General features: G+C 69.9%; 17 protein-coding genes. 11 read left to right on the top strand and 6 right to left on the bottom strand.

The window, feature by feature from the left end:
- Position 1 precedes the first annotated feature (1 nt).
- From iolD to DEJ03_RS09390, 7 genes are all read left to right on the top strand, one after another.
- Positions 2 to 1891 (top strand): 3D-(3,5/4)-trihydroxycyclohexane-1,2-dione acylhydrolase (decyclizing), encoded by a 1890-nt coding sequence (gene iolD / locus DEJ03_RS09360; protein ID WP_110864498.1) that lies wholly within the window; start codon positions 2 to 4, stop codon positions 1889 to 1891.
- A 33-nt stretch (positions 1892 to 1924) separates the two neighbouring features.
- Positions 1925 to 2878, top strand: coding sequence for a sugar phosphate isomerase/epimerase (locus tag DEJ03_RS09365; protein ID WP_017887103.1), 954 nt, complete (start codon positions 1925 to 1927; stop codon positions 2876 to 2878).
- Positions 2879 to 2922: 44 nt separating this feature from the next.
- Positions 2923 to 3996, top strand: coding sequence for a Gfo/Idh/MocA family protein (locus DEJ03_RS09370; RefSeq protein WP_110864412.1), 1074 nt, complete (start codon positions 2923 to 2925; stop codon positions 3994 to 3996).
- Positions 3997 to 3999: 3 nt separating this feature from the next.
- Positions 4000 to 4869, top strand: coding sequence for a sugar phosphate isomerase/epimerase family protein (locus tag DEJ03_RS09375; RefSeq protein WP_110864413.1), 870 nt, complete (start codon positions 4000 to 4002; stop codon positions 4867 to 4869).
- Positions 4866 to 5978, top strand: coding sequence for a transaldolase family protein (locus tag DEJ03_RS09380; RefSeq protein ID WP_110864414.1), 1113 nt, complete (start codon positions 4866 to 4868; stop codon positions 5976 to 5978). The genes DEJ03_RS09375 and DEJ03_RS09380 overlap by 4 nt, the downstream gene beginning before the upstream one ends.
- A gap of 218 nt (positions 5979 to 6196) precedes the next feature.
- Positions 6197 to 7390 (top strand): Gfo/Idh/MocA family protein, encoded by a 1194-nt coding sequence (locus DEJ03_RS09385; protein WP_110864415.1) that lies wholly within the window; start codon positions 6197 to 6199, stop codon positions 7388 to 7390.
- Between the two features lie 61 nt (positions 7391 to 7451).
- Positions 7452 to 7859 carry a tautomerase family protein gene (locus DEJ03_RS09390; protein ID WP_071405737.1) on the top strand — a complete coding sequence of 136 codons (408 nt, stop codon included), beginning with the start codon at positions 7452 to 7454 and terminating at the stop codon, positions 7857 to 7859.
- A 149-nt stretch (positions 7860 to 8008) separates the two neighbouring features.
- Here the strand turns inward: DEJ03_RS09390 and DEJ03_RS09395 are convergent, their stop codons facing one another.
- Together DEJ03_RS09395 and DEJ03_RS09400 are read right to left on the bottom strand one after the other, a co-directional pair.
- Complete coding sequence (locus DEJ03_RS09395) at positions 8009 to 8767, bottom strand: GntR family transcriptional regulator (protein ID WP_071405736.1); 759 nt, start codon at positions 8765 to 8767, stop codon at positions 8009 to 8011.
- Positions 8768 to 8906: 139 nt separating this feature from the next.
- Positions 8907 to 9572: an exonuclease domain-containing protein gene (locus DEJ03_RS09400; RefSeq protein ID WP_181421155.1), complete on the bottom strand. Its 666-nt coding sequence runs from the start codon at positions 9570 to 9572 to the stop codon at positions 8907 to 8909.
- Positions 9573 to 9616: 44 nt separating this feature from the next.
- Between DEJ03_RS09400 and DEJ03_RS09405 the strand changes: the two genes are divergently transcribed.
- The 3 genes from DEJ03_RS09405 to DEJ03_RS09415 are packed head-to-tail and all read left to right on the top strand — an operon-like array spanning position 9617 to position 11688.
- Positions 9617 to 10186 carry a hypothetical protein gene (locus tag DEJ03_RS09405; protein WP_110864416.1) on the top strand — a complete coding sequence of 190 codons (570 nt, stop codon included), beginning with the start codon at positions 9617 to 9619 and terminating at the stop codon, positions 10184 to 10186.
- 59 nt (positions 10187 to 10245) lie between these two features.
- On the top strand, positions 10246 to 11319 hold the full coding sequence (gene ychF / locus DEJ03_RS09410) for a redox-regulated ATPase YchF (protein ID WP_110864417.1): 1074 nt from the start codon (positions 10246 to 10248) through the stop codon (positions 11317 to 11319).
- 12 nt (positions 11320 to 11331) lie between these two features.
- Complete coding sequence (locus DEJ03_RS09415) at positions 11332 to 11688, top strand: hypothetical protein (protein ID WP_110864418.1); 357 nt, start codon at positions 11332 to 11334, stop codon at positions 11686 to 11688.
- Between the two features lie 36 nt (positions 11689 to 11724).
- Here DEJ03_RS09415 and DEJ03_RS09420 read toward each other — a convergent pair whose 3' ends face one another.
- Positions 11725 to 12039, bottom strand: a complete 315-nt coding sequence (locus DEJ03_RS09420) for a HepT-like ribonuclease domain-containing protein (protein WP_110864419.1) — start codon at positions 12037 to 12039, stop codon at positions 11725 to 11727.
- 64 nt (positions 12040 to 12103) lie between these two features.
- Positions 12104 to 12568 (bottom strand): helix-turn-helix domain-containing protein, encoded by a 465-nt coding sequence (locus tag DEJ03_RS09425; RefSeq protein WP_110864420.1) that lies wholly within the window; start codon positions 12566 to 12568, stop codon positions 12104 to 12106.
- Positions 12569 to 12668: 100 nt separating this feature from the next.
- Between DEJ03_RS09425 and DEJ03_RS09430 the strand changes: the two genes are divergently transcribed.
- Positions 12669 to 13133 carry a phage tail protein gene (locus DEJ03_RS09430; protein WP_110864421.1) on the top strand — a complete coding sequence of 155 codons (465 nt, stop codon included), beginning with the start codon at positions 12669 to 12671 and terminating at the stop codon, positions 13131 to 13133.
- 82 nt (positions 13134 to 13215) lie between these two features.
- Here DEJ03_RS09430 and DEJ03_RS09435 read toward each other — a convergent pair whose 3' ends face one another.
- Positions 13216 to 13503 (bottom strand): hypothetical protein, encoded by a 288-nt coding sequence (locus DEJ03_RS09435; RefSeq protein WP_017887091.1) that lies wholly within the window; start codon positions 13501 to 13503, stop codon positions 13216 to 13218.
- Between the two features lie 272 nt (positions 13504 to 13775).
- Positions 13776 to 14387 (bottom strand): HD domain-containing protein, encoded by a 612-nt coding sequence (locus DEJ03_RS09440; RefSeq protein ID WP_110864422.1) that lies wholly within the window; start codon positions 14385 to 14387, stop codon positions 13776 to 13778.
- Positions 14388 to 14520 lie beyond the last annotated feature (133 nt).

Consider the following 14520-nt stretch of genomic DNA (forward strand, 5'->3'; position numbering starts at 1 on the left):
GATGACGGTCGGCCAGGCACTCGTCGAGTTCCTGGCCAACCAGTGGACCGTCGACGGCGACGTCCGCGAACGCACCATCCCGGGGATCTTCGGCATCTTCGGGCACGGCAACGTCGCCGGGGTCGGTCAGGCCATCAAGCAGCTCCACGTCGAGCAGCCCGGGTTGCTGCCGTACCACCAGGCCCGCAACGAGCAGGCGATGGTGCACGAGGCCGTCGGCTTCGCCCGCATGCACCGCCGCCGTGCGACCTACGCATCCACCGCGTCGGTCGGCCCAGGTGCCGCCAACATGCTGACCGCCGCGGCGCTCGCCACCACGAACCGGCTGCCGGCACTGCTGCTGCCGTCGGACACCTTCGCCACGCGCACCACCGACCCGGTGCTCCAGCAGATCGAGCTGCCGCACGACACGTCGTTGCAGGTCACCGACGCCTTCCGTCCGCTCTCGCGCTACTTCGACCGGGTGGAGCGTCCGGAGCAGCTGTTCTCGATCGCCCTCGCCGCGATGCGGGTGCTGACCGACCCGGCCGAGACCGGTGCGGTGACGATCGCCCTGCCCGAGGACGTCCAGGCCGAGGAGTTCGACGTGCCCGTCGCGTTCCTGCAGCCGCGCGAGTGGCACATCCGCCGTCCGCTGCCCGAGCGTGGCCCGCTCGAGCGTGCCGTGGCCGCGATCCGTGCGGGCCGACGTCCGGTCATCGTGGCCGGCGGCGGGGTGCTGTACTCCGACGCCGCCGACGAGCTCCGCGCCTTCGTCGAGGCCACCGGCATCCCGGTCGGCACGTCGCAGGCCGGCGGCGGGTCCCTGGTCTGGGACCACCCGCAGTACCTCGGCGGCATCGGGGCGACCGGCACCGCGGCCGCCAACGCGATCGCTGCCCAGGCCGACGTCGTCATCGGGATCGGCACCCGCTACAGCGACTTCACCACGGCGTCGCGCACGGCGTTCCAGAACCCGGACGTCACGTTCGTCAACGTCAACGTGGCCGCGTTCGACGCCTACAAGCACGGTTCGCAGCTGCCGCTGATCGCGGATGCCCGGGAGGCCCTGGTCGCCCTGACCGAGTCGCTCACGTCGGACACGGCGTACGTCGTCGAGCCCGGCTACGCCTCCGAGATCGCCTCGCTGAAGGCGGCGTGGGACGCCGCCGTCGACGGCGCGTTCGCGCCGTCCGGCGCGGACCTGCCCGGCCAGCCCGAGATCATCGGCGCCGTGCAGTCGGTCTCCGACCCGCGCGACGTCGTGATCCAGGCGGCGGGCTCGCTGCCCGGCGACCTGCACAAGCTCTGGCGGGTGCGCGACGAGCTCGGGTACCACGTCGAGTACGCGTTCTCGTGCATGGGCTACGAGATCGCCGGCGGCATCGGCGTCCGACGCGGGGCTCCGGACCGCGACGCGATCGTGATGGTCGGCGACGGCAGCTACCTGATGCTGCACACCGAGCTCGTCACCGCCGTGGCCGAGGGCATCAAGATCATCGTCGTGCTCATCCAGAACCACGGGTACGCATCGATCGGGCACCTGTCCGAGACCGTCGGCTCCGAGCGCTTCGGCACGAAGTACCGGTACCTCGACGAGACCGAGTCGTTCGAGAACGGCGAGCCCCTGCCCGTCGACCTCGCCGCCAACGCCCGCTCCTACGGCGTCGACGTCATCGAGGTGCAGCCCGGCCCGGACAGCATCGAGGACCTGAAGGCCGCACTGCGTCAGGCGAAGGCGAACGACCACACCACCCTGGTGCACATCAACTCCGACCCGCTGGTCTACGCCCCCGAGGGCGACGGCTGGTGGGACGTGCCGGTCGCGCAGACCTCCACCCTCCCCAGCACCCAGGCCGCCCGTGCCGAGTACGAGCAGCAGGTCGCCACGCAGCGTCCGCTGCTCGGCTGAACCGTTCACGAGACAGAAAGCGACAGCGACGTCATGACCGACACCGCCACCCCCATCGGCAGCCCCGCCACCGACGCGGCGCCCGCCTCGATCCGCATCGGCACCGCCCCGGACTCGTGGGGCGTCTGGTTCCCGGACGACCCGAAGCAGGTGCCGTGGCAGCGCTTCCTCGACGAGGCGTCCGCCGCCGGGTACGAGTGGATCGAGCTCGGTCCGTACGGGTACCTGCCGACCGACCCGTCCCAGCTGTCCGACGAGCTCGAGTCCCGCGGGCTCAAGCTGTCGGCGGGCACGGTCTTCACCGGGTTCCACAAGGGCGAGGACCAGTTCCAGCGTGCGTGGGACCAGGCCGTCGCGGTCGCCGGTCTGGCAGCGAAGCTCGGCGCCGAGCACCTGGTGACGATCCCCGACCTGTGGCGCTCGGACGCCACCGAAGAGGTGCTCGAGGCGCGCACGCTCACCGACGAGCAGTGGGAGCGCCTGGGCAAGGGACACGACCAGCTCGGCAAGGCGCTGCTCGAGGAGTACGGCGTCCACCAGCAGTTCCACACCCACGCGGACAGCCACGTCGGTACCTACAAGGAGACCGTGCGGTTCCTCGAGGTCACGAACCCCGAGTACACCAACCTCTGCCTCGACACCGGCCACTTCGCCTACTACGGCGGCGACAACCTCAAGCTCATCGCCGCCCACCCGGAGCGCATCGGCTACCTGCACCTCAAGCAGGTCGACACCGACCTGCTGTTCGACGTGCTCAAGAACGACGTGCCGTTCGCCACCGCCGTGTCGCAGGGCATCATGACCGAGCCGCCGCACGGCACCCCGGAGCTCGCCCCGATCATCGAGGCCGTCGCCGCGATCAACCCGGACGTCTTCGGCATCGTCGAGCAGGACATGTACGGCTGCTCCGTCGACGCCCCCGGCCCGATCGCCGAGCGCACCTTCCAGCACATCTTCGGCTCGACCTCGGCCGCCCGCGCCTCCTGACGCGCCGTCCACGCAGCGTCAACAACCACCAGGAGAACACCACCATGACCACCACGCAGAACCTCCGCGTCGCCGTCGTCGGCGCCGGCATGATGGGCGCCGACCACGTCCGCCGCATCACCGCCAAGATCTCGAACGCCGACGTCGTCGCCGTCGTCGAGCCCGACCAGGCCCGTGCCGCTGCGGCAGCCGCCCTGGCGCCCGGCGCGATCACCGCCGCGTCCTTCGACGAGGCGCTCGAGCAGACCGAGATCGACGCCGTCATCATCGCGACGCCCGGTTTCCTGCACGAGCCGATCCTGGTGACCGCGCTCGAGCGCGGACTCACAGTCCTGTGCGAGAAGCCGCTGACGACCAGCGCCGAGGACTCGCTGCGCATCGTCGAGCTCGAGCAGCAGCACGCCGCCCGGCCCGTCATCCAGGTCGGTTTCATGCGCCGGTTCGACGCCGGGTACCAGGAGCTCAAGGCCCTGCGCGAGTCGGGGGCGAACGGCGCCCTGCTCGCCCTGCACCACGCGCACCGCAACCCGACGACGCCGCCGAACTTCAGCGAGTCGATGCTCATCCACGACTCGGTGATCCACGAGATCGACATCATCCCGTTCCTCACCGGCGAAGCGATCACGAGCGTCGAGGTGAAGAAGCCGCGCAAGAACTCCCTGGCGCCGGCCGACCTGCCCGAGCCGCAGTTCGTCCTGTTCACCACGGAGTCCGGCACCATGGCGATCGTCGAGATCAACGTCAACGCCCAGTTCGGCTACCAGGTCACCACCGACGCCGTGTTCGAGTCCGGCGTCGCCTACATCGGCCGCGACACCTCGCTCTCGCTCGCCGCAGCCGGGGCGACCTCGCAGGGCGTCACGCCGTCGTTCAAGGAGCGGTTCGCCGCCGCCTACGACGAAGAGGTCCAGCGCTGGGTCGACGCGGCCCGGACCGGCGGCATCGACGGGCCGAGTGCCTGGGACGGCTACACCGCCTCCGTCGTCGCCGAGGTCGCGGTCCGGGCCCAGCAGTCCGGCGCGCACGAAGTGGTCGAGTACGCGGTCACGAAGCCGGCGTTCTACGACGAGACGAGCGACGCGACGAGCGACGCGACCGCCGCGCTCGCCGGGGCCTGATCGATGCCGAAGATCGCGCTCGACCCGACCCCGTTCCACCACGACCTGTCGCTGCTCGAGTTCCCGCGCAAGGTGGCGGAGCTCGGCTACGAGTACCTGCAGCTCACGCCGCACAAGGACTTCATCCCCTTCTACCGACACCCCAAGGCCGACGACGACCTGGTCGACGCGTTCGCCGCGGCCTGCCGTGACGCCGGGGTCCAGGTGGCGAGCGTGCTCCCGGTGCTGCGCTGGTCGGGTCCGGACGAGGACGCCCGACAGGCTGCCGTGCGGAAGTGGAAGCGGGTCATCGAGATCACGAAGCGCCTCGGCGTGGACACCATCAACACGGAGTTCTCCGGCCGCCCCGAGCGCGCCGAAGAATCGGAGGACCAGTTCTACCGGTCGATGGAGGAACTGCTGCCGATCATCGAGGACGCCGGCATCCGTGTGCTCATCGACCCGCACCCCGACGACTTCGTCGAGGACGGGCTCGAGGCGCTCCGGGTGATCCGCGGACTGAACTCGAAGCACGTCGGCTTCGTCTACGTCGCCTGCCACACGTTCCACTACGGCGGCAACATGGACGAGATCATCGACGCGGCCGGTGACTCGCTGCAGCTGGTCCACGTCGCCGACGCGTACGACCACCGTCGCTCGCACGGCCTGCGCTACATCACCAACCCGCCCGGAAACCCGGTCCGCGTGCACCAGCACCTGCCGGTCGGCCAGGCGGACGTCGACTTCGACGCCTTCTGGGCGGCACTCGACCGGGTCGGTTTCTCGGCGCGCGAGGACACCGTCGCGGTCTCGAGCGTCTTCGCCGAGGACGAGAACGCCGACGCGGTGTCGCGGTTCCAGCTCGACACGATCACGAAGGGACTCCACCGATGACCACCACACTCGAGACGCAGGCGTCCACCGACGCCGACTCCCGACCCGTCACCCTGCAGGCCGCGGAACAGACCCCGACCGCCCTGTGGAACGACTCCGCCGACCCGCGCGAACTGTCGACCGCCATCCACGAGTACGGCGCCGTCGGTGCGACCTGCAACCCGGTGATCGCGTACACCTGCATCCAGCAGGACCCGGAGACCTGGGTCCCGCGCATCCGCGAGATCGCCGAGGAGCACCCGACGGCGGGGGAGTCCTGGATCGGCTGGAAGGCCGTCGAGGAGCTCTCCATCGCCGCCGCGGCGCAGCTGCTGCCCGCGTTCGAGGCGTCCGGCGGCCGGAACGGTCGACTGTCCATGCAGACCGACCCCCGGTTCCACCGCGATGCCGACGCGCTCGTCGAGCAGGCCGTCCGGTTCTCGCAGCTCGCGCCGAACATCATCGTGAAGATCCCCGCCACCAAGGTCGGCATCGCCGCGATCGAGGAAGCCGCCTACCGCGGGGTCTCCATCAACGCGACGGTGTCGTTCACCGTGCCGCAGGTCGTCGCCGTGGGCGGGGCCATCGAGCGCGCCCTCGACCGCCGTGCTGCCGAGGGCCTGCCGGAGCAGGAGTTCGGTCATGTCGTCACCCTGATGGCCGGCCGCTTCGACGACTGGCTGAAGACCGTCGTCAAGCGCGACCACGTGATGGTGGACCCGGGCATCCTCGAGTGGGCCGGTGTCGCCGCGGTGAAGAACGCCTACCGCGTCTTCCAGGAGCGTGGGTTCCGGTCGCGCGTGCTGGTTGCCGCGTTCCGCAACGCACTGCAGTGGTCGGAGTTCCAGGGCGGGGACCTGGTGGTGTCGCCGCCGTTCCAGTGGACGAAGGACATCAACGACAACGCGTTCCCGTTCCGTCCGCACGCCATCGACGACGAGGTCCCCGTGCACGTCATCGAGGCGCTCCGGGCCGCGACGCCGGAGTTCGCCCGCGGTTACGACGTGGACGGCATGACGATCGACGAGTTCGACCGCTTCGGTGCGACCGTGACGACGCTCCGGCAGTTCCTGGACGCCGACGCGAAGCTCGACGCCCTGGTCCGCGACATCATCGTCCCCGCGATCTGAGACGCGGTCTGAGACGCGATCTGATGCGCGGTGCGATCCGCAGTCGGAACCACGGGTCGCGCCCCGCGCGCTGACGCACCAGCCTGGAGGCCCGGTGCCGGTCCCCGAGACCGGCACCGGGCCTCCAGGCGGTTGCGTCATGTGCTGACAAAGTCCGCCGCATCGGCTACGCTCGTTGTCGCGCTCCAATGCGCGTCACCTGAACGAAGGAGTTCTCCATGGACAGCATCGGCGTCGGGCTGATCTCGGTCGGCTGGATGGGGCGGTTGCACTCGCGTGCCTACCGAGCGTTGCCGGACCACTTCCCGGAGCTCGGCGTCCAGCCGCGGCTCGTCGTCGCGGCCGACCCGATCGAGGCGGCACGCGACCAGGCGGTGACGCGGCTCGGGTACGAGCGGGCCGTCGCCGACTACCACGAGGTCCTCGCCGACCCGGCGGTCGACGTCGTGTCGATCTGTTCGCCGAACTTCCTGCACCGCGAGATGGCCGTCGCCGCGGCCGAGGCGGGCAAGCCGTTCTGGATCGAGAAGCCCATGGGCCGGTACGCCAGCGACTCGCGCTCCATCCACCAGGCGGTGCAGAGTGCCGGAGTCATCACGAGCGTCGGCTTCAACTACCGGCACGCCCCGGCGATCGAGCGCGCCCGTGAACTCGTCCGGAGCGGACGGCTCGGTCGGATCACGAACGTGCGCGGCTCGTTGCTCGCCGACTACTCGTCCGACCCTGCTGCACCGCTGACCTGGCGCTTCGAGCGTGAGCGTGCCGGATCGGGTGTGCTCGGCGACCTGTTGTCGCACGGACTCGACCTGGCGCAGTACGTGGTCGGCCGGATCGCCTCGGTCAGTGCGCTCGCCGAGACGTTCATCGAGTCGCGTCCCCGCCCGGGTGCCGGCATCGTCGACCGCAGCGCCGCGGCGACAGGCGAGCTCGGTGCCGTCGAGAACGAGGACTACGCCGCCCTGCTGTTCCGGTTCGAGGACGGTGCGGTCGGCACGATGGACTCGAGTCGGGTCATGCGCGGGCCGCACGCCGAGTACACGCTCGAGATCTACGGCACCCGCGGTTCGGTCCGGTGGGACTTCCAACGCCTCAACGAGCTCGAGGTGTACCTGGACGGGCAAGAGATCGATGGGTACGCGACGCACTACGTCGCTCCCGGGGACGGTGACTTCGGTCGCTTCCAGCCCGGCGCCGGGACCGCGATGGGCTATGACGACCTGAAGACGATCGAGGCGGCGCAGTTCATCGCGAGCGTGCAGCGCGGGGAGCAGCTCGCACCCTCGGTCGCCGACGGGCTGGCTGCGGCGTCGATCGTCGAGGCGGCGGAGGCCTCGCTGGTCGACGGCGCGTGGCACGACGTCGCTCGTGTCGACGGGCCGCTGACGTACGGGGCGCCGACGCCGAGGTTCTAGACACATGGCGGCGTCTGCTTGTTAGTATGTAAGGACAAAGTCCGAGCAACCAGGAGGCACCATGCCGCTCGTCCGTATCGACCTCGCCACCGGCCGCACGCCGGAGGCCGTCCGTGGCATCGCCGACGCCATCCACCAGGCCATCGTCGACGTGTACGGGATCCCGGTGCGTGACCGGTTCCAGGTGATCACCGAGCACCCGGCGCAGCAGATCATCGCCGAGGACGCCGGCCTGGGGTTCGAGCGCACCGAGGGCGTCATCGTCATCCAGGTGTTCACGCAGCGCGGGCGGACTGACGAGGCGAAGGCGGCGCTGTACCGGGCGATCCACGACGCCCTCGCGGCGATCGGTGTCGCGTCCGAGGACGTCTTCATCGGCTACGTCGAGAACGGGCCGCAGGACTGGTCGTTCGGCTTCGGACGGGCCCAGTACGTCACCGGTGAGCTCGGGGTGCCCGCGCTCGGGTGAGCGGGTGCGGGTGCGGGTGCGGGGTGGTCACGACACCCCGCTCAGTTCCGCCCAGCGGTCGTGAACTGTCGGTTGCCGGGTCTCCAGGCGACAGTTCGTGACCACTCGGCGCATCACCGACAGCGTGTCGCAACCCCTCGACGGGCGACCTACTTGTCGACGAGCGTGACCTCGAACGAGTACCGGTCGGGGCGGTAGCAGTGCACGCCGTACTCGACCGCACGGCCCGAGGCGTCGTACGCGGTGCGGCTCATCGTCAGCACCGGGTCGCCGTCCTCGATCTCGAGCAGGCCGGCCTCTTCGTCGGTGACCGCGCGGGCCCCGATCCGCTGCTTCGCCACCCGCATCGTCACGCCGCGGCCGCGCAGCAGCTGGTACAGCCCGTACGCCTGCAGGTCCTCGTCGGTCAGGTCGAGGAACTCCGGCGGCAGGTAGTTCTCGAGGATCGCCATCGGGACGTCCTCGGCGAACCGCACCCGCCGGATGTGCGCGACGGTCGTGCCGGGCTCGATGCTCAGTGCCGCGGCGACCTCGTCGGACGCGGGGACGTCGTTGCGCTGCAGGAGCTTCGTCGCCGGAGCCTGCGCACCCTGCGCCAGGTCGTCGTACAGGCTCGTCAACTCGACCTTGCGGGTCACCGGCCCATGTACGACCTGGGTCCCGATGCCCCGGCGGCGCACCAGCAGACCCTTGTCGACGAGGTCCTGGATCGCGCGACGGATCGTCGGCCGCGACAGACCGAGACGCTCACCGAGGGCGATCTCGTTCTCGAGCCGGGCCCCTGGTGGCATCGCGCCGGAGCGGATCGACTCCTCGATGCGCGAGGCGACCTGGAAGTAGAGGGGCATGGGACCCGACCGGTCCAGGTCCATGAACAGGTCGGACGGCAGCTGGCCTTCGTTGGTCATCGCGGTCCTTCACACGTGCGGAGATGCCGGCGTCGGTGCCGACGGCATTGTCGTGACAATACCACCGGGGATGTGGCGCCCCGGCCGCGCGCAGCGGGCGTTGCGTCAGTCGGCGAACACCGTCAGCCAGCGCAGACTCTCAGTCGGCGAACACCATCGGCCGGTTCGACAGCCGCGGCTGGTTCGAACCCTTCGGCTTCTCGGCACGCGCGCGGACCGGGGCGATCGTCACCCGGGTCACCGCGCCGAGCGCCTCGACCGTCTCGACCCCGTGGTGCCCGGCTGCGTGCACGACGATCGCGGCGCAGGCCTCGGCGTCGGCGGCGGCGTCGTGGTGCTGGAAGCCCTCGAACCCGGCGGCCATCGCGGCGACCGGCAGCCGGTACGAGTCGAGCGTGTAGGTCTTGCGGGCGACCGCCAGGGAGCACAGCGAGTGGTGCTCGGCCAGGTCGATGCCCGTCGCGGAGCACCCACCGGCGATGACGCCCATGTCGAAGCGGGCGTTGTGCGCCACCAGGACGTCACCCTCGGCGAAGGCCACCAGGTCGGGGTACTGCTGCTCCCACGTCTTGGCGTGCGTGACGTCCTCGGCGACGATGCCGTGGATCCGCGTGTTCCACTCCAGGAACGCGTCGTGCCCGAACGGCGGGCGGATGAACCACGACGCCCGATCGACGACCCGGCCGGCGCGGACCTTCACGAGCCCGACGGAGCAGGCGCTGGCGGGCGAGCTGTTGGCGGTCTCGAAGTCGATCGCGGTGAAGTTCAACGGCACGGTCCCGATCGTCGCACGGGGTGCCGACATCGCCCTCCGTTCCCGTCGGCGTTGCGTACGGCTACTGTCGGCGCATGGGGAACGAGGCCGACCGACGTCCGCTCGTCCTGGTGCTCGCCGGCGCCGGCTACGGGCAACAGGCGCCGCTGCTCTGGTGGACGAACGAGATCGCCGCCGCGGCCGGGTGCGAGGTCGTCGCGCCTCGATGGCACGTCGACGACGCTGCCGGTGCCGATCCGGTCGGGTTCGTCGAGACCGCTGTCGCCGCCGCCCTGGGGGACCGGCTGCCCGACCTCGTCGTCGCGAAGTCGTTCGGCTGCTTCGCCCTGCCGTGGGCGATCCGCCACGAGGTGCCCGGCGTCTGGCTGACGCCGGTCCTCACTCACGACGACGTGGCCACGGCGCTCGCTGCTGCCACCGACGCGCACGACGCGATCGGGGGTGGAGACGACACCATGTGGCGGCCTGAGCGGGTCTCGGGGACTGCTGCGCGCCTCCAGACCGTCGACGGTGCCGACCACTCGCTCCAGGTGCCGGGGGACTGGCGGCGATCGCAGCGGCTGCAGGCCGACGTCTTCGACGTCGTCGAGCGCCGCATCACTGCCCTGGGGCCTCCGATGGGCGGGTCGCGTCCGCTGATCTGACGGACGGACTGGAGGCCCGGGTCGGCTCCGACAGGCCGCCGCCGGTAGGCTCTTCTTCCGTGGCTCTCACCATCGGAATCGTCGGTCTCCCGAACGTCGGCAAGTCGACCCTGTTCAACGCCCTGACCAAGAACCAGGTCCTCGCCGCGAACTACCCGTTCGCGACGATCGAGCCGAACGTCGGGGTGGTGAACCTGCCCGACTCGCGGCTCGACCAGCTCGCCGAGCTCTTCCACTCGGAGAAGACCGTGCCGGCGCCGGTGTCGTTCGTCGACATCGCGGGAATCGTCAAGGGCGCGAGCGAGGGTGAAGGCCTGGGCAACAAGTTCCTCGCCAACATCCGCGAGGCCGACGCCATCGCGCAGGTCGTCCGCGGCTTCACCGACGACGACGTCGTGCACGTCGCGAACAAGGTCTCCCCGAAGGACGACCTCGAGGTCATCAACACCGAGCTGATCCTCGCCGACATGGAGACCATCGACAAGGCGCTCCCGCGGTACGAGAAGACCGTGAAGCTCAAGCAGACCGAGCCGATCGTGCTCGAGACCGCTCGCGAGGCCCGTGCCGCGCTCGAGCAGGGCACCCTGCTGTCCGCCACCAAGATCGACCTGTCGCCGATCGCCGAGCTCGGCCTGCTCAGCGCCAAGCCCTTCATCTTCGTCTTCAACGTCGACGAGGCGATCCTGACCGACGAGTCCCGCAAGGCCGAACTGGCCGCGCTCGTCGCCCCGGCGCAGGCCGTGTTCCTCGACGCCCAGGTCGAGTCGGAGCTCATCGACCTCGACCCTGCCGACGCCGCCGAACTGCTCGAGTCGACCGGTCAGACCGAGTCGGGCCTCGACCAGCTCGCCCGCATCGGGTTCGACACCCTCGGGCTGCAGACCTACCTGACGGCCGGTCCGAAGGAAGCCCGTGCGTGGACGATCGGCAAGGGGTGGAAGGCTCCCCAGGCTGCCGGCGTCATCCACACCGACTTCGAGAAGGGCTTCATCAAGGCCGAGGTCATCTCGTTCGACGACCTGGTCGAGACCGGCTCCATCGCCGAGGCCCGCGCTGCCGGCAAGGCCCGGATCGAGGGCAAGGACTACGTCATGCAGGACGGCGACGTGGTGGAGTTCCGCTTCAACAACTAGGTCGGGGGACGCATGAGTCAACAGTTCGCCTTCTGGCGCACGAGCAAGCGACTCGATTCCGCGCAGGTGTACGAGTGCCTGGTCGAGGGTGAGCACGTCCCCGAACTCGAGGCCGTCGAGGCTGCGCTCATCGCCGCCTTCCCGGACTGGGCCGTCGAGAGGACCCGCGCTGACGGTGCGCACCAGACGATGCTCGCCGGGCCGGGGGACCGCGGCGCGGTCGACGTGAGCTACAGCCCGCAGATGGTGACCACGACCTGCTACGGCATGGAGCCGGAACAGTGGAACGTCGTCATCTCGGCGGTGGTCGACCTGGGTTTGCCGCTGTACGACCCACAGATCAGCTACCGCTTCGACGGGTACGAGTGAAGCCGACCGATGGAGTCGGCATCGGGCCGGGCATGATCAGTCGACGAGCGCGAGGATGACCGCCGGGATGCGGTGCCCGATCGCATCCCAGACGATCTCCTTCCGCGCCTTCCGGTAGTCGTGCGACAGGATGTTGCGGGTCTTCCGGACCGCCGCGAGTGACAGGTCGGACGGAAGCCGTGCCTCCCGGTCCGGGGGGATGCGACCGAGCAGGTCGTCGAAGTGGATGATGACCGCTTCGGCTGCCCGGTAGGTGAGGCTGCGGGCCGCGTCGAACTCGCTCCGCCCGTGCTCGACGATCATGGAGCACTCGGCGAGCAGGTCGAGGAAGCTGGCTGCAGCGACGGCCACCGCTCGTCGAGGGCAGCAGGGTCACGGTCGTTGCGGGGCCGAGGCGTGAACCGAGGGGCCGGCATCACAGCGGCACGGCTTCGTCGAGGACGTGGGCGAGGTGCTCGTCGTCCTCGAGGTCGTCGGTGAGGACGTCGACCTCGAAACCGGTGATGCGCTCGACCTCGTGCGCGAATCCACCGAGATCGAACAGCGATGCCGCGGGGGTCAGGTGGACCAGCAGGTCGATGTCACTGTGTTCGGTGTCCTGCCCGCGCACCGCGGAGCCGAAGACGCGGACGTCGTCGAGGTGGAAGCGCTTCGCCTCGTCGAGGATCGCGTCGGCGTAGACGGCGAGCGGGATGCTCGGGCGGGTGTGCGCCGCTTCGAGGATCCGCCGGAGCGACTCCGGGCGCGGCCGCTTCCGTCCGCTCTCGTACGCCGAGATGGTGGGCTGCTGCATGCCGGCGGCGGCAGCGAGACCGGTCTGCGAGAGGCCGAGGTCTTCGCGGGCGGCGCGGATGAGTTCCGCGGCACGTTCGACCCGCATGGCGACCTCCCTTATAGCTCCCGACTATAAGGGACTCGCCCTTGCGGATGAAGTGGCATGGGGGACTAGATTCGGCTCGTCCAGTGCCCGAGGAGGCCCCATGCCGTACGTCGTCGACTTCATGAACGTCTCCACGGTGGGGCTCGAGACCTCGCCGGTGGTGGATGCGCTCGCCGGACTCCGTGCGAACGAGGCCCGCTACTTCAAGAACAAGTACGACCACGACCTCACCACACGTCCTGCCGCCGAGGCTCCCGAGCTGGTCGAGTACGTCGCCCGCGTGCTCGTGGAGGAGCGGGGGCTCGTGATCGCGTCCCCGCCGCTCGAAGCCACGGAAGCGCTGGTCGACGGCGTCCGCTGGACCTACGTCTTCTACGAGTCCGGCCTGGCGATCAACGTGCTCTACACGCTCGAACCGGGCGGCAAGCGTGCGGTCGGGTTCAAGCTCTCCGACGGTATGGAAGTGCCGGAGGAACTCGCCGACAAGTTCAAGTTCGCCCGGCAGCGGTCGAAGCTCGCGGGCACGATCCGCGGCTCGTTCTTCGTGATCAAGGGCGAGTACTGACGCGTCGCACCGGGGCTGCCCCGGGAACGACGAAGCGCCGCCGAGCGAACTCGGCGGCGCTTCGTGGTGGTGCTGGTCGGACCTAGGCCGCGAGGGCCATCTCGCCCGCCTGCACGGACTGTGCCTGCAGCAGGGTGCGGCTGGCCTCGCCCGCCCAGGAGCGGCCCGGGACGGTCCAGCCGGCCTCGCCGACGGCGTCGAGCCGGGTGCCCCGGGTGACGAAGGTCCCTAGGTCGTCGGCTGCGATGCGGACGAGGTACTCGCGCTGCGAGCGGTCGTCGCGCACCGGGAACTCGGCGATGCGGTCGGGGGTGATCGTCGGGGCCGCGAGTGCGGTCCCGAACACGGTGATTCGTTCGTTGCTGGTCATGGTGCTGTACTTCCTGGTCATTCGGCGCCAGGGCGACTCGGTGTCGGCGGACGTCTCAGTCCAGCGCGACGCATCGAGTGCGGGGCGCGCACGTCGAGTTTCAACGTGCAGCTCGTCCGTTCGGATCGAGCGGTGTCTCGAGTGGAATGCGACTCGGGTGAGTCGGTGTCGAGAGGGTGGTGTGCGCGAGTCAGATGGGTTCGCTGCAGTGCACCAACCAGAGACTATACGCCCACCCCGCCGAGAAGTCCAGCGAGCGACCGGACCGAGCGTCAGGACGCCAGGAACGCCGTCCAGCGGTCTCCGCCGGCGGCCACGTTGCCCGAGCCGTCGAGGCGAGCCGCGGCCGAGGAGGGCTTGCGCGAAGCCTGCTCGTGGATCAGCCCGTCGAACGACGCCGAGAAGTCAAGGCGGGGCAGCGCAGCCGTGACGTCCCGCAGGTCGTCGGACGACCACCTGTCGAAGCCCACGCCGGAGACGTCGAGCGAGGTCGCGACCTCGAGCAGGTGCCCCTCGGCGTCGAGCTCCGGGTCGACGGACCGCCACATGTGCCGCTCGATGATCTCCCCGACCCGACGGGCTCGCACGGCGTCCCACCCGGCACCGAGCGCGAAGACCGAACCGACCGCGCCGCCGGCGTCCTCGAAGGGCACACGGTGGGCGTCGAACGACGGGGTGACGCCGAGGTCGTGCAGCATCGTCGCGACGAAGAGCAGCTCGGGGTCCGGTTCGAGGTCGACCGTCGGGGCGAGCAGGACGGCCCAGGCCCACGAGCGCAGGCAGTGGTTGACGAGGGCGGGTTCCGACCACGCCCGGACGACCTCCAGCGCGCGTGCCGCGACGGGGGAGGGCGGGGTGAGCAGGGCTTCGACGTCGACCGACATGGCACGACAGTAGCGGCAGGAACGAGCCGTAACGGGGCGGAAACGTGCCGGGCCAGAACCGGAAACAGCGTCCCGTTAGCTTTCGGTTCACTGAGTACCCGCTCAGCACCCCTCCACCCCACCCGAAGGAACT

The organism is Curtobacterium sp. MCLR17_043 (assembly GCF_003224215.1).
GTDB classification, from domain to species: domain Bacteria; phylum Actinomycetota; class Actinomycetes; order Actinomycetales; family Microbacteriaceae; genus Curtobacterium; species Curtobacterium flaccumfaciens.

Coding starts and splice junctions, on each gene's coding strand:
- iolD (WP_110864498.1), top strand. CDS start 2: ATGACGGTCGGCCAGGCACTCGTCGAGTTCCTGGCCAACCAGTGGACC.
- DEJ03_RS09365 (WP_017887103.1), top strand. CDS start 1,925: ATGACCGACACCGCCACCCCCATCGGCAGCCCCGCCACCGACGCGGCG.
- DEJ03_RS09370 (WP_110864412.1), top strand. CDS start 2,923: ATGACCACCACGCAGAACCTCCGCGTCGCCGTCGTCGGCGCCGGCATG.
- DEJ03_RS09375 (WP_110864413.1), top strand. CDS start 4,000: ATGCCGAAGATCGCGCTCGACCCGACCCCGTTCCACCACGACCTGTCG.
- DEJ03_RS09380 (WP_110864414.1), top strand. CDS start 4,866: ATGACCACCACACTCGAGACGCAGGCGTCCACCGACGCCGACTCCCGA.
- DEJ03_RS09385 (WP_110864415.1), top strand. CDS start 6,197: ATGGACAGCATCGGCGTCGGGCTGATCTCGGTCGGCTGGATGGGGCGG.
- DEJ03_RS09390 (WP_071405737.1), top strand. CDS start 7,452: ATGCCGCTCGTCCGTATCGACCTCGCCACCGGCCGCACGCCGGAGGCC.
- DEJ03_RS09395 (WP_071405736.1), bottom strand. CDS start 8,767: ATGACCAACGAAGGCCAGCTGCCGTCCGACCTGTTCATGGACCTGGAC.
- DEJ03_RS09400 (WP_181421155.1), bottom strand. CDS start 9,572: ATGTCGGCACCCCGTGCGACGATCGGGACCGTGCCGTTGAACTTCACC.
- DEJ03_RS09405 (WP_110864416.1), top strand. CDS start 9,617: ATGGGGAACGAGGCCGACCGACGTCCGCTCGTCCTGGTGCTCGCCGGC.
- DEJ03_RS09415 (WP_110864418.1), top strand. CDS start 11,332: ATGAGTCAACAGTTCGCCTTCTGGCGCACGAGCAAGCGACTCGATTCC.
- DEJ03_RS09425 (WP_110864420.1), bottom strand. CDS start 12,568: ATGCGGGTCGAACGTGCCGCGGAACTCATCCGCGCCGCCCGCGAAGAC.
- DEJ03_RS09430 (WP_110864421.1), top strand. CDS start 12,669: ATGCCGTACGTCGTCGACTTCATGAACGTCTCCACGGTGGGGCTCGAG.
- DEJ03_RS09435 (WP_017887091.1), bottom strand. CDS start 13,503: ATGACCAGCAACGAACGAATCACCGTGTTCGGGACCGCACTCGCGGCC.
- DEJ03_RS09440 (WP_110864422.1), bottom strand. CDS start 14,387: ATGTCGGTCGACGTCGAAGCCCTGCTCACCCCGCCCTCCCCCGTCGCG.